At 43.0% G+C, this 24,418-nt stretch carries 25 protein-coding genes; 14 read left to right on the plus strand and 11 right to left on the minus strand.

The window, feature by feature from the left end:
- The first annotated feature begins 146 nt into the window (after window positions 1-146).
- From NOM01_RS12855 to NOM01_RS12870, 4 genes are all read left to right on the plus strand, one after another.
- Complete coding sequence (locus NOM01_RS12855; protein ID WP_255748892.1) at window positions 147-320, plus strand: hypothetical protein; 174 nt, start codon at window positions 147-149, stop codon at window positions 318-320.
- Window positions 311-1,270: a polyprenyl synthetase family protein gene (locus NOM01_RS12860; RefSeq protein ID WP_255748893.1), complete on the plus strand. Its 960-nt coding sequence runs from the start codon at window positions 311-313 to the stop codon at window positions 1,268-1,270. The genes NOM01_RS12855 and NOM01_RS12860 overlap by 10 nt, the downstream gene beginning before the upstream one ends.
- Before the next feature lie 553 nt (window positions 1,271-1,823).
- Window positions 1,824-3,380, plus strand: coding sequence for a sensor histidine kinase (locus tag NOM01_RS12865; protein WP_255748894.1), 1,557 nt, complete (start codon window positions 1,824-1,826; stop codon window positions 3,378-3,380).
- Entirely contained in the window at window positions 3,352-3,954 is a 603-nt protein-coding gene (locus NOM01_RS12870; protein WP_255748895.1) for a response regulator transcription factor, read from the plus strand. Before NOM01_RS12865 ends, NOM01_RS12870 begins: the two co-directional genes overlap by 29 nt.
- Window positions 3,955-3,989: 35 nt before the next feature.
- On the opposite strand, the gene NOM01_RS12875 is transcribed toward NOM01_RS12870, so the two are convergent.
- From NOM01_RS12875 to NOM01_RS12885, 3 genes are read right to left on the minus strand one after another with little or no spacing between them, the layout of a single operon-like run.
- Complete coding sequence (locus NOM01_RS12875; RefSeq protein ID WP_255748896.1) at window positions 3,990-4,721, minus strand: AAA family ATPase; 732 nt, start codon at window positions 4,719-4,721, stop codon at window positions 3,990-3,992.
- A gap of 33 nt (window positions 4,722-4,754) precedes the next feature.
- Window positions 4,755-5,630 (minus strand): N-carbamoylputrescine amidase, encoded by an 876-nt coding sequence (gene aguB / locus NOM01_RS12880; protein ID WP_255748897.1) that lies wholly within the window; start codon window positions 5,628-5,630, stop codon window positions 4,755-4,757.
- Window positions 5,627-6,682 carry an agmatine deiminase family protein gene (locus tag NOM01_RS12885; protein ID WP_255748898.1) on the minus strand — a complete coding sequence of 352 codons (1,056 nt, stop codon included), beginning with the start codon at window positions 6,680-6,682 and terminating at the stop codon, window positions 5,627-5,629. Before NOM01_RS12885 ends, aguB begins: the two co-directional genes overlap by 4 nt.
- A 198-nt stretch (window positions 6,683-6,880) precedes the next feature.
- Here NOM01_RS12885 and NOM01_RS12890 point away from each other — a divergent pair, with 198 nt between their 5' ends.
- Window positions 6,881-7,486: a DedA family protein gene (locus tag NOM01_RS12890; RefSeq protein WP_255748899.1), complete on the plus strand. Its 606-nt coding sequence runs from the start codon at window positions 6,881-6,883 to the stop codon at window positions 7,484-7,486.
- On the opposite strand, the gene NOM01_RS12895 is transcribed toward NOM01_RS12890, so the two are convergent.
- From NOM01_RS12895 to NOM01_RS12910, 4 genes are all read right to left on the minus strand, one after another.
- A complete protein-coding gene (locus NOM01_RS12895) occupies window positions 7,481-7,981 on the minus strand; it encodes a hypothetical protein (RefSeq protein WP_255748900.1) in 501 nt (166 codons plus the stop codon). The genes NOM01_RS12890 and NOM01_RS12895 overlap by 6 nt on opposite strands.
- 83 nt (window positions 7,982-8,064) lie before the next feature.
- A complete protein-coding gene (locus tag NOM01_RS12900) occupies window positions 8,065-9,249 on the minus strand; it encodes a GGDEF domain-containing protein (RefSeq protein WP_255748901.1) in 1,185 nt (394 codons plus the stop codon).
- Between the two features lie 316 nt (window positions 9,250-9,565).
- Complete coding sequence (locus tag NOM01_RS12905) at window positions 9,566-11,857, minus strand: tetratricopeptide repeat protein (RefSeq protein ID WP_255748902.1); 2,292 nt, start codon at window positions 11,855-11,857, stop codon at window positions 9,566-9,568.
- Between the two features lie 405 nt (window positions 11,858-12,262).
- Complete coding sequence (locus tag NOM01_RS12910; protein ID WP_255748922.1) at window positions 12,263-12,871, minus strand: FMN-binding negative transcriptional regulator; 609 nt, start codon at window positions 12,869-12,871, stop codon at window positions 12,263-12,265.
- 99 nt (window positions 12,872-12,970) lie between these two features.
- On the opposite strand from NOM01_RS12910, the gene NOM01_RS12915 reads away from it, so the two are divergent.
- Together NOM01_RS12915 and NOM01_RS12920 are read left to right on the plus strand one after the other, a co-directional pair.
- The gene (locus NOM01_RS12915) at window positions 12,971-14,425 is read left to right on the plus strand and encodes an aminotransferase-like domain-containing protein (RefSeq protein ID WP_255748903.1); all 1,455 of its coding nucleotides are present in this window, start codon (window positions 12,971-12,973) and stop codon (window positions 14,423-14,425) included.
- A 50-nt stretch (window positions 14,426-14,475) separates the two neighbouring features.
- Window positions 14,476-15,405: a VanW family protein gene (locus NOM01_RS12920; protein WP_255748904.1), complete on the plus strand. Its 930-nt coding sequence runs from the start codon at window positions 14,476-14,478 to the stop codon at window positions 15,403-15,405.
- A gap of 61 nt (window positions 15,406-15,466) precedes the next feature.
- Here NOM01_RS12920 and NOM01_RS12925 read toward each other — a convergent pair whose 3' ends face one another.
- On the minus strand, window positions 15,467-16,294 hold the full coding sequence (locus tag NOM01_RS12925) for a hypothetical protein (RefSeq protein WP_255748905.1): 828 nt from the start codon (window positions 16,292-16,294) through the stop codon (window positions 15,467-15,469).
- Window positions 16,294-16,764: a MarR family winged helix-turn-helix transcriptional regulator gene (locus tag NOM01_RS12930; protein ID WP_255748907.1), complete on the minus strand. Its 471-nt coding sequence runs from the start codon at window positions 16,762-16,764 to the stop codon at window positions 16,294-16,296. Before NOM01_RS12930 ends, NOM01_RS12925 begins: the two co-directional genes overlap by 1 nt.
- Window positions 16,765-17,219: 455 nt before the next feature.
- On the opposite strand from NOM01_RS12930, the gene NOM01_RS12935 reads away from it, so the two are divergent.
- The 7 genes from NOM01_RS12935 to NOM01_RS12965 all read left to right on the plus strand — a co-directional run bounded on the left by NOM01_RS12935 (window position 17,220) and on the right by NOM01_RS12965 (window position 23,870).
- Complete coding sequence (locus NOM01_RS12935; protein WP_255748908.1) at window positions 17,220-18,695, plus strand: MFS transporter; 1,476 nt, start codon at window positions 17,220-17,222, stop codon at window positions 18,693-18,695.
- Entirely contained in the window at window positions 18,692-19,858 is a 1,167-nt protein-coding gene (gene aroC / locus NOM01_RS12940; RefSeq protein WP_255748909.1) for a chorismate synthase, read from the plus strand. The genes NOM01_RS12935 and aroC overlap by 4 nt, the downstream gene beginning before the upstream one ends.
- A 13-nt stretch (window positions 19,859-19,871) precedes the next feature.
- Window positions 19,872-20,426 carry a hypothetical protein gene (locus NOM01_RS12945; RefSeq protein WP_255748910.1) on the plus strand — a complete coding sequence of 185 codons (555 nt, stop codon included), beginning with the start codon at window positions 19,872-19,874 and terminating at the stop codon, window positions 20,424-20,426.
- Complete coding sequence (gene aroA / locus NOM01_RS12950) at window positions 20,423-21,733, plus strand: 3-phosphoshikimate 1-carboxyvinyltransferase (protein WP_255748911.1); 1,311 nt, start codon at window positions 20,423-20,425, stop codon at window positions 21,731-21,733. The genes NOM01_RS12945 and aroA overlap by 4 nt, the downstream gene beginning before the upstream one ends.
- Window positions 21,730-22,842 carry a prephenate dehydrogenase gene (locus tag NOM01_RS12955; RefSeq protein ID WP_255748912.1) on the plus strand — a complete coding sequence of 371 codons (1,113 nt, stop codon included), beginning with the start codon at window positions 21,730-21,732 and terminating at the stop codon, window positions 22,840-22,842. Before aroA ends, NOM01_RS12955 begins: the two co-directional genes overlap by 4 nt.
- 3 nt (window positions 22,843-22,845) lie before the next feature.
- Window positions 22,846-23,358 carry a shikimate kinase gene (locus tag NOM01_RS12960; RefSeq protein WP_255748914.1) on the plus strand — a complete coding sequence of 171 codons (513 nt, stop codon included), beginning with the start codon at window positions 22,846-22,848 and terminating at the stop codon, window positions 23,356-23,358.
- A gap of 113 nt (window positions 23,359-23,471) precedes the next feature.
- Entirely contained in the window at window positions 23,472-23,870 is a 399-nt protein-coding gene (locus NOM01_RS12965; RefSeq protein ID WP_255748916.1) for a (deoxy)nucleoside triphosphate pyrophosphohydrolase, read from the plus strand.
- 190 nt (window positions 23,871-24,060) lie between these two features.
- Here the strand turns inward: NOM01_RS12965 and NOM01_RS17270 are convergent, their stop codons facing one another.
- Together NOM01_RS17270 and NOM01_RS12970 are read right to left on the minus strand one after the other, a co-directional pair.
- A complete protein-coding gene (locus tag NOM01_RS17270) occupies window positions 24,061-24,138 on the minus strand; it encodes a putative holin-like toxin (protein WP_370646115.1) in 78 nt (25 codons plus the stop codon).
- Between the two features lie 91 nt (window positions 24,139-24,229).
- On the minus strand, window positions 24,230-24,418 hold a 189-nt coding region (locus NOM01_RS12970; RefSeq protein WP_255748917.1), incomplete at its 5' end, for a DUF3427 domain-containing protein.

The following is a 24,418-nucleotide window of genomic DNA, read 5'->3' on the forward strand; positions in this document are numbered from 1 at the left end:
ATGCCTAATTTACCCAATTCATATTATTTTGGAATCCGTATTTTCCGCAATTATTTCAAATTATTATTTTAAATTTTTTAAAGGAGTTGTGCTTCATAAGTCGAATTATCACTATATGTAAGACAAATTTTGGAGGTGTTTGAGCAATGAATGAAAAATTGTGGGCATTAGTACAGGAATTTGTCGATAAGGCGCATGTAGGCAATGCAGAGTTGGCAGTTGCAGGTGCAGATTTGGATTCGGATGTATCCTCGATTTTTACCAAGCATATGAGCCAAATAAGCGAGTTGCCTGCGAGCGGACCACTTGAATGGGTTTAATAATGCAGAACAGAGATAAAATAAAAAATTTTTTAAATGAGTATATTTCAGAATGTGAAATTAATAGCGATACGAAGGATTTCATTTCTTCTCTTTTGCATTTAAAAGGGAAGATTTTTAATGTCGAATCGGGATTTACATGGGCAGAATTCAATTATCATATTGCCTCACTCTTTGAATCGACTGATAAGAGGGATTCTTCTATAGTTGCCTGCTCTGCAGCCATTGAACTTCTTGTCCTCGCAACAGATATTCTTGATGATTTGGCGGACCAAGATTTAAATGGCGAACTCTTAACATGGGTTCCTGCTCCCCAAGCTGTAAGCTTATCCAGTGTGCTTTTAATGGAAGGATTGCACATCGTCAGTCAGTATAAAAATCCTCAATTATTTTTAAATGTGGTAGAGCAATTACGAGAAGCGGCTCAAGGACAGATCAGGGATTTGTCCTTCTGTATTAGCAGGAAACACGTACCGACTGAGAAAGAATACTTTGCGCAAATCAGTCGCAAATCGGTATCATTGACTCGTTTAGTTTTTCATTTAAATGTGCCACATGAAGAACTCGCATTTTGGACTAAGATTGCAGATTGCATAGGGTTTTCGGGACAAATCAGTAATGACGCGCGAGATCTCTTTGACGATACGAAAAATGATCTTGTGGATAAAAAAGCCACATTACCTTTGATTAAAGCGATTGAAGCTAGTCAAACAAAGGATGACGGATGGCTTTTAATGATGCTGACAACCAAGAATTTAAGAGAAAGCCGAGATTTGCTGCCAATTATTCGTTCCTATATAAAAAAGACGGGCGCAATTAAATATTGCGATATTCTTTCTGAATTTTATTTAAACAAAGCCTTACTTCTTTTGAAGAAAAAACAAGAAACAAGTACTAATAAAATGCACTATATAGACCTGATAAAGTTTCTCGGAGATGATGATCATTAAGGCGAAACTAATTTCTTATTCATTATTTGTGTTATTCATTTTTCTCACTGTGTATTACGTATATTCGTTTCAATTCCAAACTAATTTCAGTAAAATTGATGCAGATCCGATTCCTCAACTAGATCAGCTCATTATTCTTTCCTCTATTGGATTCTTTTTTGTATGCAGCGGTATCTATTGTTATAGATTAAAACCTCATTCAGTCATTACAAAGCAATTCTTCTATTTAATGTATGTGGCCGGAATTGCAGTCACTTCTGCAATTCCTTCCGGCGTCAATAACATGGTTGCCCAGCCGCTAGAGGTGATCTCCGGGCTCTTTACGCCCATTTGTCTCTTACAATTTTTTCTTTTTTTCCCCTCAACAACAAAGCCTAAGCTGTTCAGGTTGCTTTTTGTAACTTTAAAAAATATTGTTTTCTGCTTTTCAATAATCTATTTTTTCACTACAATTTTTCAGCAATTTCATAATTCATTTGCAAGACTGTCTCGATATTTATTTATCCTTGTTATTTGTACATCACTTGTACTCTGTATTGTTTTAATCAGCTTAATGCTGAAATCCAATTCTGCAAAGGTCAAGAATCAGCTCTATATTCTCATTGCTTCTTTCTGTCTTTCCTTTTTTCCGGTTATTTTCTTGAGTCTGATCCCGTATATCTTCTTTGCTTCAGAAAATCATATTCCTTTTTATTATAGTTTAATAAGTGTCATCATTTTCCCAATCTCAGTTACCTACATGCTGACGCGTCAAGAGATCATCGATATTCGTATAAAATTTATGACGCTTCTATCGAAAACAGGCATCATCATCCTTTCTTTAATTTTAACAAACAACTTATTGTTTTTATTTTTTCAGGATCATCTGGATCTATTTTTTCGCATCAATCTGTTAATGTCTGCTGCCATCATCATTTTCATTGGATTCAATCAATTTTTCAGTTCACGCTCCTATCGTCACAAGGTTGATAAAACCCAAGAAATTAAAAGAGAAACGCATCGAATCATGCAGCAGGTTTTAAACGGGCAGCATCTAACCTCCTGCGCACGGTTAATTGTTAATCTCATTCAGCAAACAATCGTAATTAATGGTGCCTGCCTCGTGTGGAAGCAAAACCAAATTCCAAAGATTTATTATCAAACCGGGATTTTTTCAAAAGGATCGTTGACACTTAAAATTTTGAACAGCCTAAACTCAGATACAAAAGAGACGATTCAGAAAAAAATGGATGTAACCATCCTTTCGTTATCGGATCAAGAAAGCATCAAAGGATGGATTTTTCTTGGTCAGAAAAAGAACGGAACACGCTTTGAAAAAAATGAGTTTGCATTGATTGATGGAATTTGTGCCGATGCTCTTAATCTGTTAAACAGCTCTGAAGTGCTTTCTCAGATGGATACTGAGCTTGAGAAAACAAGAAGTCTGTCATACTCTCATGAGCATTTTAATCAATTGCTCATGAATTCCATTGACGAAAGCAGACGGGATTTATCCATTTTTCTGCACGACGAGATTCTTCAAAATGTTATACTATTAGAAAATAGGATCGATGGTCTGCATCATTCGCATAAAATTGATCAGGCTGCCTACAGAGAAATCAAGGAATCACTCTTAAACACCATTTATGAAATTAGGAAAAAGTCGCGCGAATTGCATCCATTCATTGTAGAAGATCTCGGATTGCAGCAAAGTGTTCAGGCGCTGAAAAAGAGACTGCAAAACAACTATAATGTAATCGTTGATACAAGTTTTGATCTCGGAATGAAAATAATTCCGAAGAGAATTGAGCTTGCAGCCTTTCGCATGGTTAAGGAGCTGCTCCACAATTCGATCAAACATGCGTCGATTCCTGTTGTCTCAGTTTCCCTTAAGTGTACGGATTATTACCTGCTGATCATAGTAAGCGACCATGGAAAAGGGTTTGATCTGACCAACATATTAAGTACTGCCTCCGGTCATATCGGATTGCTCTCGGTACAGAAAAGCGTCGATTTGATGCATGGACTTTTCGACATACAATCGTCACCGGGAAATGGAACAACAATCAATATCACACTGCCCCTAGATTGGAATGATGGACATGACAATCAACATCATCTTAGTGGATGATCATCTGCTCATGCTCATGGGCCTAAAAGAACTGCTTGAGAAAGAGTCCGATTTTCACGTCGTCGACACTCTGCCTGACCCGATAAATCTTAAAAAGGTAATCAGCGCGCAGCCTCCAGACGTCCTTGTACTTGATGTACGTCTTAAGAACACAAACGGCATCGAACTCACCAGAGAAATAAGAAAGCGTCATATTCCGCTTAAGATTATCATTCTCTCCGGCTATCAATATGACGAGTATATTGAGCAAGCAAAACAGGCGGGAGCGGATGCCTATGTCACCAAAGAAGAATCGAATTCACGACTTGCAAAGGTTATCCGCCAAGTCTTTCACGGGGATAAGGTATTTCCAAGGCTTAAGCCGGAAACTCCATGTGAATCGTTAACCTCCAAAGAGCTTGATATATTAAAACTAATTGCTGAAGATATGACAACTAATGAAATCAGTCAAAAACTGTCCGTCAGCAAACGGACCGTTGAATACCATATATCATCTATAATCCAAAAATTAGGCGCTGATTCTCGTGTTGGCGCCGTTGTCAATGCAATTAAAAAGGGCCTGCTCAACCTTTAAGCAGGCCAACTTGAATAAGATTCAATTTTCCATTTCTAATCCAGCAAATAATGCAGCATTTTCTGCGGATCCTCCAAAAAATGACGCATCACATTATAGTGCTCCGTATCCTCATAACGAGTCTTCTTAACACCCTCATTTGATATAAAATAGATATCCGCATTGGGATAAGCCATCAACATAGGTGAATGAGTGGCAATGATCAGCTGTGATTGCTGATTCACCAATTCCTTAATTCTTACGAGCATTGTCATCAATTTTGTAGGAGATAAAGCCGCTTCAGGCTCGTCTAGTATATAAACACCGTGACCGCGAAATCGATGCAGCATGAGTGAAAGAAAGCTTTCTCCATGGGATTGCTGATGCAACGATTTCCCACCGTACTGTTCTAAAAAAATCGGATCACCTATTTCATCAACGTTAGATGCAAGATTGTAAAAGCTCTCCGCTCTCAAGAAAAAACCGTCCTTAGGATGATCCGGCCCCTTGATGACACGCACGGCTTTATATAAATCTGAGTGTGTCATGCTGGTAGAAAAAGTGAAATTCTTCGATCCGCCTTCAGCATTAAATCCCAAGTTAACGGCCAATGCTTCCAAAATTGTTGATTTTCCCGATCCGTTTTCCCCTACAAAAAAGGTTACCGGGCGATGAAAAGAGAAGTCATAAAGATGGCGCAAAGCTGCAATTTTCGATAGATAACTGTCTGCATATTCCGGTGCATGATGGTCGATTCGAAAGCCTTTTATATAGAGTTTGCCTGCCATTTGAACCCTTCCTCGTTTATCTCTTCATCTCCACTAAATGCTCTGTTCCCCGTCATTCGATGTCAGAATTCGGTACAGTTCCGGCCTGCGATCACGAAAAATGCCCCATTCAAACCTTTGCTCCTGAAGCTTGTCCAAATCAAATTCAGCGACTAAGGTCGTTTCGCTTGTTCGATCTGCTTCACAAATCCTGTTGCCTTGCGGTCCGGCAATAAAAGAGGAGCCGTAAAAAGTGATCTTGGAATCCTCATCTGTTTCGGTGCCAACTCGATTGGATGCGATGACCGGGACCAGGTTTGACGCTGCGTGGCCAAGCATGCACGCTTGCCAATGATCCTTAGAATCAATAGTCGCATCATACGGCTCTGTTCCGATTGCCGTCGGATAAAAAAGCAGCTCCGCACCCATTAAAGTCATGCAACGTGCAGATTCCGGAAACCACTGATCCCAGCAAATACCCACACCGATTTTTCCGAAACGCGTGTCCCACACCTTGAACCCGGTATCGCCCGGATTAAAATAAAACTTTTCTTCGTAACCCGGTCCATCGGGAATATGACTTTTTCGATAAGTGCCGAGCACGGTTCCATCTGCATCGATCATTGCCAGCGCATTGTACAATGCATTATTTTTCCGTTCATAAAAGCTAATTGGGAGTACCACTCCGAGTTCCTGAGCTAACTTCTTGAAGTGTGCCACTGCACGGCTTTCGCCAAGTGATTTCGCCAGCGAATAATACTCAGTCTTCTCTTTTTGGCAGAAGTATGGTGTTTCAAAAAGCTCCTGAAGCAGAATGACTTGCGCACCTTGTGCTGCTGCTCGGCGTACCAATTTTTCAGCCTTACTGAGGTTCTCATCAATCGTCCAAGAGCAGCTCATTTGCGTTGCTGCAACCTTAACTTTTCTCATGACTTCACTTCACCTGCTTCTTTCGTTTTCGGCATTTGCTGCGTGCTGCAATGAACATTGCCGCCTTCACGGATAATCGCCATACCGTCAACCGTTCGGATGGTTCGGTCAGGAAACATCTCCGCAAGAATCGATGCTGCCTGTCTATCTGTTTTATCCGCATTCCCTCCGAATACAGGAAGGATAATGCCGTTATTTACAAAATAAAAGTTAAGATAACTCAGAGTTAATCGCGTACCTTGGTAAAAACGAGCCGGCGGCTGCGGTATGCGAATAATTTCAAGCCGTCTTCCCTGGGCATCAACCGCCTTTTCTAGACGTGCGATATTTTCTTTTGTAATCAGATAATTATCATCTTCCGGATCATCGCAGCATTGGATCAGAACTTTTCCTGGTGCCGCAAAACAAGCGATGTTGTCTACATGTCCATCCGTCTCATCACCGGACAAACCATTTTTCAACCAAATGACCTTACTTATATTTAAATACTCCTGCAGACTCTGCTCAATCTGATCACGATTCATCGCAGGATTTCGATTCGCATTGAGCAGGCATTGCTCCGTCGTCAGCAAGGTTCCCTCACCATCCACATGGAAGGATCCGCCTTCCATGACGAGCGGTGCATCGAATCGACGCACCTGTAAGTCGTCAAGGAGCACATGAGCCACCTTATCGTCTAAGTCCCAAGGCTGATATTTTTCACCCCAGGCATTAAAATGCCAATTAATGCCTGCTAAATTCCCCTGTGTATCCTGAACAAATGTCGGACCGTTGTCGCGCAGCCACGAATCATTATGCGGCAAAACAAATTGCTCGAACTGAAAGCGAGATTGATTGACAAACGTATTTACGAAATTCTGTTCATTGGGATTGACCAGTACAGTAACCGGTTCAAAATCAGCGATCGCCTCAATGAAGCCTGCATAGCCAAGGCAGACACGCTCGTAGTCGTTTGGAAAGCACATCGACTCCCGTACCGGCCATGATAGAAACGTGCGCTCGTGAGTCTCCCACTCCGCAGGCATTTTATAATTCAATGTTTTCGGATTCATAGTTACCTCGTATCATTAATGTTGTTCTTATCAGTATGTTATCATAAAATTACTGCCGATAAATAGCAGTATTCTTTGATTCATTGCGTTTTGGTGAAACGCCGCAAACGGTATAGTGTCACACAGTTTAGGGCATTGTGTTGAGAGATGTTAACTTTTTTAGATTACCCCATCCATCAATGGAAGTGAGGAGCATTCATGCAGGATTGGATTGTACAATTTATGGAACAGCATGGCTATGCAGGAATCTTTTTTATGATTTTTTTGGAGAATGTTTTCCCTCCAATCCCTTCAGAAGTCATTCTTACGTTTGGTGGTTTTATGACCACTCATTCGCGCTTGACCGCACCTCTAGTCATTTTTTTTGCGACTCTTGGTTCAGTTACCGGTGCGGCCGTACTATATGCCATAGGACGTTTCTTGAGCATTGAGCGATTGGAACGAATCGTTGCACGTTGGGGGCATGTACTGCGTCTTAAATCGGGGGATCTCACAAAAGCGAGCAGCTGGTTCGAGCGTCACGGCTACCCGGCAGTGTTCTTTTGTCGGATGATTCCCTTGATCCGAAGTCTGATTTCCATTCCTGCTGGTATGGCGAAAATGAATCTGCTGTATTTCCTCCTGATCACGGCAGCCGGTACGCTTATTTGGAATACCATCTTAGTCCTGCTCGGCTCTTCGCTCGGAAAATCATGGGACAAGGTCCTTGAATGGATGGATGTGTATTCGCACGTGACGTATGTGCTGATCTTAATTGCTGTTGCAGCAGTACTTATTTATTGGGTCAAAAAAAGAAGATCATAAATGCGGGTAAGAAGAAAATCCATTTTCAATCACGCGTTTATGTAACGGCAGCAAACACCCGTAAACAATAAGGTACATGATTACTGAATAATATAGTTTCCAATGAATAAGATGAAAATAATTAACTTGAATCGTAATGAACTCAATACCTAGCGACAACAGTGTAAACAGAATAAGCAACAACCATTTATTTGACTGCGTCCGATAATTAAGGTAGATAATCGCGAGCCCCGAGGGAATAAATGTTATTGATATTAGATCGGCAATACCGATACCATGATCCGTCCCGTAACGAAAGGCATCAAAATAAATTGCTGAGGTAATATCCATAATCCAAGAAAGAGAACAAATTACACCAAATGTCGCGTAAATCTGCCTCCAGGTTACGTGCCTTTTTTTCATGAACAAAATAAATAGAACGACAAATGCTGAAAATGAAATTGGATACCACATTCCTCTTGCTTCTAAATCCAATCTTCCCAAAATTAAAGACATAGAAAAAACACTCCTTCAACTAAACATTTATGACTAGTATCAGAAGTGCAGCAATTTTTCATTCGGAAAAAAGTAAAATTTAATTAAAGTTCATCCTGATATTGCCCACGGTGCACACTGTTTTTCCCATTTTTCTTGGCGTCATATAAAGCATTATCACAGGAAATATAAAGATTTTCTACGTCTGTAAAACGATTGGGGCGAATCGTAAGCAGACCAATACTGATAGTATAGCGCAGCGTTTTATCAAGAAGATCAATTTCAGCGTTTGCGATTTCTGACCTTATCCGCTCAGCCGAGACTGCAGACTGTTCCTCATCCATTCCGGGCATTAATATGGCGAATTCATCGCCGCCAAACCTGCTCAACAGCTGGTCCGTCTCCATTAATCCATAAATACGTCGCGACAGATCGCGAAGTACACGGTCACCGACATCATGCCCGTGAGTATCGTTGATGCATTTAAATTGGTCGACATCAAATAGCAAGAAAGAAAGCTTCTGCTGTTTCTTTGTGTATTGTTCAAGATACTGTTTTGTCCGTGCAAAAAAAGCGCGACGATTGAGCGTCTGTGTCAAATCATCATAATTAGCGAGACGCACAAGTTCTCTGTCTGTCATTTCCTTTAGGAGTAAGATGAAACCGGTACCGCCTAAAATCATTGACAAATTAAGCGTAATAAAAGTGAAACCGTAAATAAAAGACGCACTTAAAGTGCCTGGTTCAAGTGCATGATACATAAATAGCACCATCATTGCTCTTCCTAGAAAAGAGCCCAGAAGTGCAAGATAAAGGTAGCCCATCAAATGCATCAGCAGTGAATGATTCTTACCTTGAACCATACGATATATGGGGAGAACGAGTAACGCTGCCAGACTCAAGGAAGCAAAAACTACCCGCAGATTAAATTGATTATAAAAAATCAAGATCAAATTGAATCCAAGGATGCTTAAGATTGTAATCCAAAGACAAGTTCGATAAGAACTTTTTCCATAGGATCGTGTCAGTTTGAGTAAAGCAACTGCGTCCAGGGCATAACCGACGAACAAGAGACTGTTCGCAAGTGAAATAGCGACAAGGTCAAATGTGCCGCTGCGAAAAACAGCAACGATCCATGCCACCAATTGGATACATTTTCCAAAGAAAAATGTATTTAACGTCTCATCATCACGATGATGCCATAAATAGGCGCCGATCAACGCTACAGTGACTAAATTTCCACTTATAATGAATGATAAATACATTTTCATATCAAGCAATATATTCACGACCGATCATCCTCATCCGTTGCATCAAGGTTGTGCACTTATTTTATCAAATCTAGTCGAATTATTATATAAATTGACAGGAATTTAAAAAAAGAAGTGAATTGACCCCTAGAAAGCGGACAACAAAATTCATTTATTGATGTATCAATCAAAGTAAATCAATGAAACCATATCCTTTTCTCTTATCAATTTTGTGCAAACCTGCCTTCACTTAACCAAAAACAAGTGAGTGAGCCTTCATTTACTGCAAAAAAATACAGGTTCCCATATAGGAAACCTGTTTAAATGGCTTTTTTAATGGCATCTTCGCACTGTTTCATTCAGTACTCGCAGCCTCCTGCTTCAATAGAGGCGATGCGTGCTCATCCAAAGTAAGTCCGGCATCAATCGCTGCTTGAACAATCTGCCGAACCCACAATTCGGATTCGTTTGAAAGCAGTCCCTTCGCATACCATTCTCCTACTTGTTTACAAGCGAGCGGATAGCCGAGTTCTGCTGATAATAAAAGAAGATGCAGGCCTTGATTTTCGTCCTTTGCCACTTCCTGTCCACCGAACGAACCGCGCAGACGAATCTGTGCAAGTTCGTAGACTGCTTCCGGATGATGAAGACCTGCTGCCTCTTCAATAAGACACAAGCCGCGCTCCGGATTTGGTTCGATATCAGAACCGGATCCGAATGCCATACCAATCTGAAATAGAGCAGGGCTGTATTTTTGTGCGGCACTGCGGAAGAGATATTCAACTGCGCGCTTGTCTGTAATGATCCGATCTTCTGCACCGTCCTTTTTGCTGAGCACCCATAGCTCGTATTGTGCAGAAGGCAATGTTCTTGCAGCCTTTAACAGCCATTGATAGGCACGTTCTTTATTGATTTTATCATTACGTAATGACTTATATCCGGAAAAATAGTAGTGATACAGCGCAAATTGTGCTTCTGGATAATTCAGCGCTGCCGATGTTTCAATTAAGTGCTTTGCTTCAGCCAAATCAGCAGAAACATAAAATCCGTCGAGCAGCACATTAGCGTACCTGTACATTGCTGGTGCATCGCCACTTTTTGCAGCAGCTCTTAAGTAAGTTACTGCTTCACGGTGGTCCATCATCATCTCATTGCCCTGTTCATATTTATCCATAATCAAAACACATGCCCTTGGATTTCCTGACTGAGCAAAGGACTTTAACAGTTTAAGTGCCTTTGTCTGATTCTTTTCGCATAGAATATCTTTGTAGCGTCCCTCATAAAAGCCTTCATATTGCTTCATCTGAGCTTCCCAATCTTTCTGATCAGATGCTTCTTTTAGATAAGCAATGCCTTTGTGATCATCCTTGTCCAAATAATGTCCATCTATGTAAAGATCCCCAAGTCGCGTCTTTGCTTTTGCAAGGCCATGATCCGCGGCAAAGATCAGCCATTTTAGCGCTTTTTCTTGGTCCATTAAAAACTCATTTCCCTGTTCAAAATAGTGCCATAGATCAAAGGCAGCATTAATACCGCCATGCTCCGCGGAGGAAAGCAGCCATGCATAAGCATCCTTTCTGTTTCCCTCCACCGGTTGACCTAAGCATTGGCCTTCATATGAAATACGAAAAAGTAAATACTCCGCAAGAGACTGCTTTTTCTTTGCTGCCATCTTCAGAATGCCTAAATATTCTTGCGCGTCCTCAATTGAAATAAAGATCAAATTCTTCTCGTACGCGCCTGCCAAAGCTCTGACCGCCTTATCAAATCCGCTTTCCGCTGCTGCTTTCACATAGGTAAAAGCACGGCTGCCATTGTACGAAGATCCTTCAGGCAGGCAGCTGTATGCATAAATCATAAACTGAGCTTCTTTGTCGCCGTTTCCCGCCCATTTTTCACATGTTTTTAACGAAGACTCATCACTGATTTGAGCAGGCAATTTCTTAGTCGTGTCAGACTGTGCTTGCGTCTCGTTTTTTTTAGGCAGGTTTTTTATTGAATGATTCTTCCATTTTTCAGCTTCACTTTTATTATGGATCGTAAAGCGACTGTCGCTGTACAGTTCTGCAAGCCTATCTGCCGCTTCATAGGAACCGTGTGTTGCCAGCTCTTTTAGAAGAGCGACTCCCATGTTCACCACTTTATCATTATCCGCATTCCTGCTGATCCAATAATCAATTTTAGCCAATTGAACCTCTGTCCGCTGCTCGGTTTTGAGATAATCACGCATACGCTGATGCGAAAAGAAATCAAGCAAACCGCTTTTCGTTACCAGAAAATCTACGGATTCATAACTGAGCACTTCTCCGGTTACTTTATTTTCCAAACTAATTCTGAGATTGATCAAATCGCCATACGTAAATGATGGCATTGCCGCCTGTGGAATACTTATGGATTGCTTTTCTTGACGAAGCGGTAAGGAAAAGTCCAGCTCCCCATCTTCATTTCGGAATTCCGAACTTTCCGGTTGATCAGCCGCGTGCAAAGGCAGGTTTTCCGGATTTTGAAAAAGTTGAATGTTAATCACACGATGACGCCTTTGTCTCCAGCTTGTTAATGTACTTGCAACCTGCACCGAAATCGACAGCCTTGATTCGTCATCAATTGCGACATCTACTGCCATAGAGCTTTCAGACTTGTTTTCCATAAATGTCTCCTCTTTTTCATTTAATTTTGGCTAAACTGTACACATGTTGATCTATTTAGGGCCGTGTGAATCTTTCACGCACAAAAGGATGAACACTATCATTTTAATGGGATGATGTGGGAGAAACTATCGGACCAACCGCCTGATCCATTCCATGTTGATCGCTATGCTAGGCATAAGCAGCACATCTAATGACGTATATTCTGTTATTTTCAGAAAATAGCAATAGTTCATTTTATTAGTAAGCTTACGATAAAATTTATTTAATGTAAATTAAAACATGATCAACTTCTGCCCAAACAAAAAAAGCACCCGATATGCACAGCACATGAGTGAAAAAATCAGTCTCTTGAACCATTATGACTTCGTCAATACGTTCCTGAGACATAATTTGAGTCCTGGGACTTAGTTCAAATCTTCCTCCATCAACTCAGCAATCAAATGTTCTGCTTCATGAGGACTCATTTTTAAGTTGTCAATGACTCGCTTTCTCCGCTCTTGAGAATGATTTTGGCTCAGCTTGCATTTTCCTTCCATTCGATCAATAGACACTTTGAAAGCAACGATTCCTCTTAAAAGTCCGCTGATCATCGCAGGTGAAACTTCATCAACACGATATGGCTGGTGCTCATCTTCATAGTTCATCGTCATTAGTTTCATCAAAGTCATGATTTCAACAGGATCATTGACGATCTCTGCTCTTCCATATACATGCACCGCCACATAGTTCCAAGTCGGCACCGCCTGCTCAGTTTCATACCATGAAGGAGAGATGTAGCTATGCGGTCCATGAAATATGGCAAGTGCCTCCTGTGCGGCTATGCTTTTCCATTGTGTATTTGCTCGCGCAAAATGTCCGTACAGCACACCTGCCTTCCGGTCCAAAATCATTGGTAAATGTGTGGCGCACAGCCCACCTTCCTGCACGGAAATCAAAGTGGCAAAACTGTTTTTCTCAATGACTGAGAACATAGCGTTTTCATCAGTCATCGCAAAATGCTTTGGACGATACATCATCGATCACCTCTTACAGAAAGAATAGAACTATGCTATTCTAATGAAAACATCCAATTGGATCCTTAAAAGGCCATCCAATTTAATGAGGAGACTGTTATGACCTTTCATCCGGACAACACAAATCGACTGCCTGTTTATCAGCAAATTGCCCGTCATTTTGAGCAGGACATACTGAAAGGAATCCTTCGCCCAGGGGATAAACTCCCTGCAGAACGAAAGTTGGCCATACAGATCGGCGTCAATCGTACGACAGTGGTTCATGCCTACGACCTTTTGCGTTCTTGCGGCATTGTGACATCAGTTAAGGGAAGCGGGACTTGTGTCGCTCAGGAACAATGGGGCGTGCGTCCACTTCATCTCCCAAACTGGCAGGACTATGCGAATGGCGGAACCTTTCTTCCGACACTGCCAATTGTGCAACGGCTCGCTGAAGCAAAGCAGCAAAAATTGGGGATCAATTTGTCATCCAGCGAACTGACTCAAGAGGATTACCCCATTTCAATACTTAAACAGATCTGCAAAGAGCTTCCATTCAACGGTTCGCTTGGTTATCCCGATCCTAACGGCTATGAACCGCTTAGAACAGCGCTTCATCAATTCATGGACACACAATTTAAAATGAACACCGATCCGTCGGGTATCCTAGTGACTTCGGGTGCGCAGCAGGCTCTGCTGCTCATCACCCAATGCCTCTTAAATCCCGGCGAGGCAATCGCTGTTGAGAGTCCTTCTTATTTCTATTCATTGCCCCTGTTCCATTCGGCCGGACTGCGCATGTACGGGGTGCAGATGGATGAAGAGGGACTCATTCCTGGTGAACTGGAGCTTTTGCTCAGCAAGCGTTCGATTAAAATGCTTTTCTTAAATCCAACATATCAGAATCCGACCGGACGAACGTTAACTGAAAGCCGAAGAAAAGAAGTGCTCGCTATTTGTGAAAAGTGGCGTGTGCCCATTGTTGAAGACGATGCTTATCGTTCGCTCGAGTTGAGTGATGAAACCCAAAGTCCGCAACCATTATTTTCTCTAGATGCCTCACACGAACGCGTGATCTATATCGGAAGTTTGTCAAAAACCGTTGCACCGGGACTGCGTATCGGATGGATCGTCGCACCCGAGCCTGTGCTGAAACGGCTTCGTGAAGCCAAGTATCAAATGGATCATGGTTCAGACATCATAACGCAACAAATCGCTGAACATTATCTTCGCTCGGATTTGTGGGAAAAGCAGGTTGAACAGTTGCGGCATTTGCTTGAGCAGCGAAGAAGGGCAATGGTCGACCTGTTGTTCGCCAATTGTGGGGGAATACTCAGCTTTACGGTGCCAAAAGGCGGTTATCATTTGTGGTGCCGCTGCACGCCAAATGTCTCCGACACAAAACTGCTTGAGGCATGTATCAAGCAAGGAGTGCTCATTGTGCCCGGAACCGTGTATGGTGCCCATCCTCGATTTGTACGCTTGAGCTTTGCCTGCAATCAAGTGGAAAATATAGCTGAAGGAGTCCTGCGCTTTATTAAGGCGATTAAGCAGTCCTCTCCGGCAGATGATTGAGGCTAAAAAGCGGAAAAGCGCTCATACTAACCTCGGGAGGTGCGCTCACTATGCGACTACTGATGTTGGCAGGCATTCTGCTCTTTGCTCAACCGCAAAGCATTGCTGGCAATTTATTAATTATGTACCACGGAGACACGATTGCCACGGTTAATCGAACAGAGTTTACCTATCCATTTGCTTCTCTTCTAAATCAAGACAAATACGATCATTTAGTCGATCACATTGCTCAAAAGGTCGATCAGGCACCGGTGAACGCTAAAATTAATGATCAAGGTGCCATTGTTCCGGGGAAAAATGGACATAAGCTGTATCGTTCCGCATTCAAAAACCATTTTTATCGCTATTATTATGGCCATGGCCATGCAAAAATGCACGCCCCGTTAATTAAAGATTATCCAAAGGTAGATGCGGAACTGCTCGCCCACATTCGCGTGCAGCGAATCAGCAGCTATGCCACCTTTTTTAATGCAGGGAATGAAAGTCGTGCGCACAATATTGATTTGGCAGCGAAGGCCCTCGACAACCATGTCGTCTTCCCTAACGAGATATTCTCGTTCAATCAGACGGTCGGCATGCGAACAAAACAGAAGGGCTATCGCTCCGCACCGATCATCGTCCGCGGGGAATTTTCCGAGGGAGTAGGTGGCGGGATCTGCCAAGTATCCTCCACCCTTTTTAATGCTGCCGATCGTGCAGGGCTCAAGATTGTGGAACGTTATTCCCACAGCCGCCGTGTCCCATATGTTCCATCCGGACGTGACGCCACTGTCAGCTGGTATGGGCCGGATTTTCGCTTTAAGAATACATACAACCAGCCAATCCTGATCCGCGCACATAAATATGGCGGCAGCATCTCCTTCGCGCTTTATTCATCCGACATGATCAATGTCGCGCCGCGCAAAGTACCGAGCGCCTCCGCGCATCTCCCTAAAGAAGTTCACTTGGAAAAAGAAAGCCTGCATTCAAGCAAGCCTTGAAGTGGTACAAGTAACGCTACAGAAACTTTATGCCTAGACAGCCATATGGTGATCCTGCAGCCTAACTAAGCGTACGCTGTTCTTCCTCCTCTAACTGTCGCAACATCGCCGAAAAGAAAAAGAGACAAGTCAAGGTCAAGCCAGAGAAAATGATAATCGGTGGCAAAGTATTCACTTTTAGAAACCACATGGAGACAATCATAAGCGAAACGATATTCATTGCCGTCATTGCCGCGAAAAGAATCATTGGCGGAGCTAAGATGTATCCAATCGATCTCTTCTTAATGAGAAGGACTCCGGCCAGAATCATAAGCGGCAGATAAAACGAAAAATCAAGTGCATGGACCGGATTTGATAAAAGACCTGATTTTGTAATACTCTCAGGCGTCTTGTCCGTCAGAATTGCCGGCAGTGCATCCGCCAGCCACGCCATTGCAAACACCAAAGCAATCATAATAAGAAAAATCCCAACTGATTTTGCAGGGACAACTTTTTTGAACCAAGACTTAAAAGAAACCTTTATGTTCCTGTAAAAGAAATACAAGACAGAATAGATGGACAAACCAAGGATTACACAATAAAAAAGAAACAAGGAATTAAAGTGAAGCGCAAAGCAGTAGATCACAAAAGAATAAATATTGGTAATCATTGCTCCAAGCCAGATAAGAATGCCGACTCTGCTCCCTTTCGAAGCAAGAAAAGAGGAAAAGAATAACAATGGAGCTACAACAAACAGATTCGAAAAATCTTGGCCAATTGTCTGCGCATACCAAGCACTGGTCTCTTTTGCATAAGTAGCTGAATGCAAGATGCCGAAGCACGAGGTGATCACCATTAAAATAACTACAGGCACTGTGAAGAACAAAATGCCTTTATCCGTTTGTTTCATTATTGTTCCCCCTGTTCCATCTCGAACAAATTCTTGAATACTTGTCTCATGACTCTTCTTGCTGTGTGTATATCTTCATCAATTACTCCTTTGAATAATGCTTGAGTAAACACGAGTCCCTCATTTCTCAAATCACTCCAAAAATCCATGCTGTGCTTAGTCAGCTTAAGACGAGTCACGCGCGCGTCATTTTGATCTTTTTCAAGAACAAGCAGCCCCTTCTCCTCCAGTTTCAGAGCAATCTGTTTCACATTTTGATGTGAGCTCCCCATTTCCCTTGCCGCCTCTTTAATGGTCGGCGCCTCGTCAAACAGGTTGTCAATGACAACGGACAAAAACCATTGCTTTGTCGTCACATCAAATCGTTTAAATTCATGTTGAAGCAGCGTATCAATCCGGTTCGCCGCGACAAAAATAAAGCCAAACAAGAACTGCTGATCAGGCATAGAATCAATTTTTTTAAACTGCATTTTTCTTCTCCTATACAAAAAAAGGTAATGTATTATCCATTTAGATAATACATTACCTTTTCATTTCTTACAAGTGGTCAATCACAATCCCCAATTTGAAAAAAGATTTAGCAATTAAAAACAGTATTTGACAAAAGCAGATGACAGTGATTAAATGGTATCTAACCTAATCGAGAGGAAAAATAAAATGAAAAAGTTGCAATTGGCTCAATCATACTTTAATGGCTTCTATTACTACTTTAGATAGTTCGTATCCGCTCTGGATACGAACGCAAACGCGTAAGTATCTAGAGTTGGGAAGCTGTTTTGGTCTGACCAACTAGATGCGCAAGATTAAATCTAATTGGTTGCCATTACAATCCGGACCTTTTTATTTTCCTGACGGAAATTCGTAACCAGTTAGATTAATCATCTGACTGGTTATTTTTTTACACTTTTTTGGGAGGAAATGGGGCATGAACACAATGACGAAATCAAACAAACTCAGACTAAGTATTTCTTTGTACCTGAACTATTTCGTTCATGGTATCGGACTATTAATTTTAACGCAAAATATGAGGCCGCTCAGCAGCGAATGGGGCACATCGATCGCAACCGTATCCTACGTTATTTCCGGAGTCGGAGTTGGTCGACTGCTCGCCTACTATTTTCTTGGCAGCTTGTCAGACCGCTACGGTCGAAAAAAAATTATTCTCTTCGGGATGATCAGCTACTCCATCTTTTTCATCGGAATCCTTTTGACCAAAGATTTTAAAGTCGCTTACCTGCTTGCAATCCTCGCCGGAGTGGCGAACTCGGCACTCGATTCGGGAACCTATCCAACCTTCTTGGAAATGAACCGCAACAATGGAGCGGCGAGCATCCTCATTAAAGCTGCGATGTCAATTGGAGAGTTTGTTCTGCCTCTATACATCGGCCTGAATGAAAATCTGGGCGGCTGGTACGGATTAAGCTTTATCTTTGCGGCTGCACTCCTACTGATCAATGCCGTGCTGATCAGCCAATCGCAATTTCCACTGCAAGCAAAGCCTGAGAAAACCGAACAGCATCATTTATTTTCTAATGGGAAGCTGTCAAAAGCAAAGATCGGTTTAGTCACCATTTTATCTTTATATGGTTACACCTCAATGGCCTTGATGATTCTCTTTACCCAATGGATCACGCTCTACGGAATTGATGTATTGCATATGAGCAATATGCAGGCGCACTTTCTGCTGTCGCTTTACAGCATTGGATCGATTGTCGGCGTTTTGCTGGTCTTCACTATTTTAAAAAGCGCGCTGATCAAAGAGGGCACACTAATGGTCATTATGAACGGTCTCTCGCTGCTCTTTCTTTTAACCGTTTCTTTTTCACTCAACCATTTAGCGGTCACCGTCGCATCTTTTTTCTTCGGTGTCACGGCAGCGGGAGGCATTATGCAGGTCGGTTTGACTATATTCAGCTCCATGTTTCCTCACGCTAAAGGGCGTGTTACGGCCATCTTTTTTTCTTTCGGAAGTATCGCATCATTCACAGTTCCTATTTTCACCGGCATGCTGTCCAATATTGGAACGGCATACGCCTTGCGCAGCGACCTTGTGATCGCGTCGTTTTCACTCGTTCTATGGATCATTGGTCATCGACTGCTCACCCTATCCAGTGACTGCACGGGTTACGAGACAGAGCGTAGCCAAATCAATTTTATCGATTACTGGATTCTTAAATTGCTTCAATGGCGTTTCAAACTGGCCAAATCAATCGGAATGAAAAAGATGAATCAAGGTCTGCAGGTCTTAGATCCCTTTCGGGAAAAAGAAATTATTTCGAGGATTGATCAGCGCGTAAAAGATCATGAGAACCGTGACCATTATCAAGAAATTTTCCAAACCATCTTAACAAATTCAAAGCAATGTCAAACGGACTTGCAGGAGAAAGGAAGAGTTAAATGATTTATTTTACAGCAGGAGAATCGCACGGCCCGCAATTAACGGGAATCATTGAGGGGTTTCCAGCCGGACTCCACTTGTCCATTGAGAAGATCAATCAGAAACTAAGTGAACGGCAAAAAGGCTACGGACGCGGTTATCGCCAGAAGATCGAAAAAGACCAAGTCAAAATCACCTCCGGCGTGCGCCACAGTATCACCTTGGGTTCACCGATCACCTTAACCATTGCCAACATTGATCACAAGCACTGGAGTGAAATTATGGATCCGGTCCATAAGCCCGATCCGGAAACGAACCTGCGTGAAGTGAAAAATCCGCGCCCCGGCCATGCAGATCTGGTTGGCGGCATGAAATACGGACACCAGGATCTGCGCAATGTGCTTGAGCGCTCTTCCGCCCGCGAAACAGCGATGCGCGTAGCTATTGGTGCTGTCTGCACGCAGCTTCTGAATGAGCTGGGTATCGAAATCGCCGGTTATGTACGAAAAATCGGTACCATTGAAGCTGATATCGATCAGCTATTAACACCTGATCAAATTGAGCGCGCAATCAGCGGCAATGATCTTCGTATCGTCAATTCGGATAAGGTTGAGGCTATTCATGAGTTTATTGATCAAACCAAAAAGGCAGGAGACACATTGGGAGGAATCGTCCGTGTCATTGCCAAGAACGTCCCGGCCGGATTGGGGAGCTATACCTCATGGAACGAGAAACTGGATGCCAAAATAGCAGCGGCGGTTATCGGTATTAATGCGTTCAAAGGTGTGAGCTTTGGCGACGGCTTTGACTTGGGTACAAAACCAGGCAGTCAAGTGATGGATCCCATCTATTGGAATCAAGATCAAGGCTGGTACCGAAGCAGCGATCATCTCGGCGGATTTGAAGGCGGCATGACGAACGGAATGCCACTGATTATTAACGCAGCCATGAAGCCTATACCTACGCTTTACAAGCCTTTGCACAGTGTCGCTATTGATACAAAAGAGGAACATAAAGCCAGTATCGAACGCTCTGATGTCACGGCCATCGTCCCGGCATCGCTTGTCATTGAAGCCGTCGTCGCAATCGAGCTATGCAAAATCATTTTGGACACCTTTGATTGCGCGAGCATGGAACGTTTGAAAAAACAGTATCTCGATTATTGTGATGAGTTGAAAAAATATTAAGGAGACCACGCCGGTGATCATTCATACTCTGGGACCTGAAGCAACGGACAGCTGTCGTGCTGCGCAGTATTATCTGAATGAGCATCCTGGTGACATCCAGATTGAGCTTCATGATTGTTTTGAAAGTATTATTGAGCATTTTAATGACTATCAAGGCGATTATTTTATGATTCCCGCTGCATTTAAGTCATGTCATGAACAGCTTGATTGGGCGGACATTCACTATACCTACTTGGATCAATTGAAGCTTGTCACGTGCTTTCGCTATGCACTTGATCCGCTCGTACTGATACGGCGCCTGAAACCAAACACGAATGCCGCCTATACGCATCCATCAACCGCCGCCTTGATGAAGAACTATCTACGCTCCATTCAAGATGAAGCTGTGATTCATTATACCGACAGTAAGTATTTGGCGTATCAAAACTACAAGGATGCCCAGGCACGCTATGTCATTACCAATCAAAAAAATGTCCAATTGGGGGACGATGAAAAAGTTGAGCGCACCTACACGCCGGACATGGTCTGGTGTCTCTATCAAATTTTGAAAAAACAGGTGATCACATGAAAACCCTAAGAACGAATCAGCAACAAGGACTTCAAGGCGCACTTGAGGTACCCGGGGATAAAAGTATTTCCCATCGAAGCATCTTTTTCGGTGCAATCAGCACCGGCGACACGGAAATCACTCATTTTCTTTCCTCTGAGGACTGCCTGAGAACCATGCAGGCATTTGGGGATATGGGCGTATCGATTGAACGGACAAAAGATCGTGTCCTGGTGCATGGCGTCGGATTAAATGGACTTCGGCAGCCAAACCATGCGTTGAATATGGGCAACTCAGGAACCACAACGCGGCTGATGCTCGGATTATTGAGTGGGCAGCCCTTCACCACAGAATTATTTGGCGACCAGTCACTAAGCAGGCGACCCATGAAACGGGTCACCGAACCGCTCAGCCAACTAGGCGCGCGGTTCAAAGTGACGGAGGACGGAAGATTGCCAATCACGGTTTACGGTTCACCGAATCTCAATCCCGTTGACTACCGCCTGCCGGTCGCCAGCGCTCAGGTAAAAAGTGCGCTGATCTTAGCAGGACTGTGTGCAAACAAGACATCAACCATTATTGAAAAGCAGCAAACTCGCGATCATACCGAACTTATGCTAAGCGCATTCGGCGGACAAATTGAAAAGCAAGGGCTGACACTAAAGGTAGCTGGAAAACCGAAGCTTATCGGTCAGCCCATTAGGGTACCTGGAGATCTGTCATCGGCCGCATTTTTCATTGCTGCTGGCACCCTCGTGCCGCACAGTGCGATTACGCTCCATAATGTCGGACTGAACCCGACCCGTACCGGTTTTCTTCGTGTCCTGAAGCGAATGGGAGCGAATATCACCATTCAGAATCGTTCAACTCATGCAGAACCTTCAGGTGACCTGCACATACGGAGTGCGTCTCTGCGTGCGATTGAGATTACGAGCGATGACATTCCAAGCGTCATTGATGAACTGCCTCTGATCGCTCTCTTGGCGACTCAGGCTGAGGGAACAACGAAAATAACCGGAGCTGAAGAACTGCGCGTTAAAGAAACAGATCGTATCACCGTTGTGGCTGCCGAACTACGAACGCTTGGCGCAGAAATTACGGAACTTCCTGACGGGATGATCATTCAAGGCGGAACACGACTTGCTCCGCAGGAAACCGATCAGGTGGACTCGCACGGAGATCATCGAATTGGCATGATGCTGGCAGTAGCTGCCTTACTTGTTAAAAGCGATCTGACCCTCGCCAATGAATCAGCAATCAATATCTCCTATCCCGATTTCTTCGCTGATCTGAATCAACTCATTCCATCAAGCAGGGCTGCTTTATGATGAAAACAATTGTCATCGACGGCTTGGGGCTCATCGGCGGCTCCATCGCCTTAGCGATTAGGCAGCAGTGGCCGGAGCATAAAATCATCGGTGTCGACATCAATCACCGTTCATTGACGCACGCAAAAGAAAAAGGGATCATTGATGACGGCTTTACACAGCTGCAAGGCTGTGCCGAAAAAGCAGACATCATTCTTTTAGCAGCACCGGTCTCCATCATCCTAAAACACATGGAGCAGCTGGCACAGATGCAGCTGAAGCCGGAAGTCATCATTACTGATGTCGGCAGTACAAAAAAGAAGATCATGGCTAAAGCATCCGTATTTGTTGATCAGGGTATTCTTTTTATCGGCGGACACCCAATGGCCGGTTCACATAAAACAAACATTACGGCAGCGAGGGCTGATCTTTTTCAGAGCGCTTACTACTTCTTAATTTCCGATACGCTCACCGATCAACATGCACAAAAAGCAGTGGGTGAACTGCAGGCATTACTCTCAGAATTGAATGTCAAATGGCAACTTGTTTCGGCGCAGCAGCATGACCAAATTGTCGCTCAGATCAGCCATTTGCCGCATATTATCGCTTCAGGATTAGTCAACATGGCGCAAAAGGAATTCAGCAGCTCAACTTTATCTTTAAAACTAGCTGCCGGCGGTTTTCGAAGCATCACACGGATCGCGTCCTCCGATCCGGACATGTGGACAGACATACTCTTAAGCAATCGTCAGACACTCATTGACAAAATCGACACGTTCAGCAAGCTTTTGAAACATGTCAAAGAAGCGCTCCATTCATCAGATCGCCATGCCATTCAAAACTACTTTCAACGTGCCAAAATTACTAGAGACAGCATCAATGCCCAAGCTTCCAGCTATGCACCTAATTTCTATGATTTATTTGTCAACATTCCCGACCGGGTGGGTTCAGTCGCCGAAGTGACACGGGTTTTGGCAGAAGCAAAAATTAACTTAATCAACATTCATATTTTGGAAATCAGAGAAGAAATTAATGGCATTCTTCAGTTGTCCTTTTCCAACCAAAATGATCTTGCGGATGCGACATGTGAACTTAAGCAGCATGGACTGTCCGTAGTAAGGGGTGAATAAGAAATGGTACACAGCATACTCGTCGGTTTTATGGGAAGCGGCAAAACAACCATCGGACAACTCTTGGCAGAGCGTCTGAACTGCCCCCATCTCGATTTAGATGCACTCATTGTCGCGCATGAGGGAAAAACAATTAATCAAATTTTTGCGGACCATGGTGAAGCATACTTTCGTTCATTGGAATCGGAAATGCTTGCCGAAGCGTTCAAACGTGAAGGCATTCTTTCCACCGGCGGAGGTACTCCGGTGCGCTCCATCAATCGCCGTTTATTAATAAATTCATGCATCCCTGTCGTGTATTTAAAAGCATCTCCAGAAGTGATTAACAATCGCCTACAAGGGGATCAAAGCAGACCGCTTTTTCAATCACTGGACCAGAAGAAGCTGATTGAGCTTCATCACGAAAGAGAAAATGCCTATGAGCAGTCATCAACAATTAAGTTGACTACCGATCATAAAGAGCCGTCAGAAATCGTCCGTACGATTTTGAAAAGTATCACTGCGTCTGTTCAATGAGAAATGCGTCATTTAATCGGGGTAACGTTGCATCGCTTTTCGTTGCACCATTCATTTTCATGATGAGAAAGGTGTATAATCGCACATGTACGAATTTGATTTGAGGTGATTTGATGCGCAAGACTTTATCTGTTGTTGCCGCAATACTAGAAAACGCGAATAAGGAAATTCTGTGTGCTCTGCGTTCGCCAAAAATGTCGATCTCAAACCACTGGGAATTTCCCGGCGGCAAGATCCAAGATGGCGAAACACCTGCAGAAGCTATTGAACGCGAAATCAGAGAAGAACTGAAATGCTCCATCGAGGCTAAAGAAATTTTCCTCACCAGTCATCATGACTACGAGACTTTCTCCATTGATTTGACTGCCATTACATGCAAACTTGTAGAGGGGTTCCCAACCGCACATGAACATTCCAAGCTCATTTGGTTAAAAAGAGAAAATCTTGATTCGCTAAAATGGGCACCGGCCGATGTCGCAACAGTGGAACGACTTGTAAAAGAGAGCATGTAATAGTCTTTTTATTTTATTCGAAAAATGTGTATAATAAAGACAGGAAATACGTAAAATAATACCGTCCGAAGTGACGCAATCACCTCGGACGGCTTGAGCTAGGCAATATCCGCATTGAGCGGAATCAGTGCATGAACTGAATCAATTGAAATGATCCGTTTCAGCTATCTGTGGAGAGATATGAGACGGATCATTTTTTGTTTCTTGACAACATCAGCACTAACATTCCAAAGGAAATCATGAGTGTCAGTACTTGAAATGTTGTCATAAGCGCCACCCCCAATCATCAGGGCGTCACCGATCCACTCACATACTTCATCTATTACCTTACCAAATTATAACAGATTAATAGAATCCTTTTATACCTTCGTCGTAAATTCTTGATACAGCGGCATCGGCACTTCATGATGCAAAGCAATCTCAGTAGTAATTGGTTTGTTCCCGCTATATTTAACCACATCTCCTGTTCCGATATAAATATAGGGTTCAGAGATATTTTTCTCTATAGTCTTGAATTTCCGCACAAATAGGTACAGATTTATTCCATA

It is taken from the genome of Sporolactobacillus sp. STSJ-5 (assembly GCF_024385605.1).
Taxonomy (GTDB): domain Bacteria; phylum Bacillota; class Bacilli; order Bacillales; family Sporolactobacillaceae; genus Sporolactobacillus.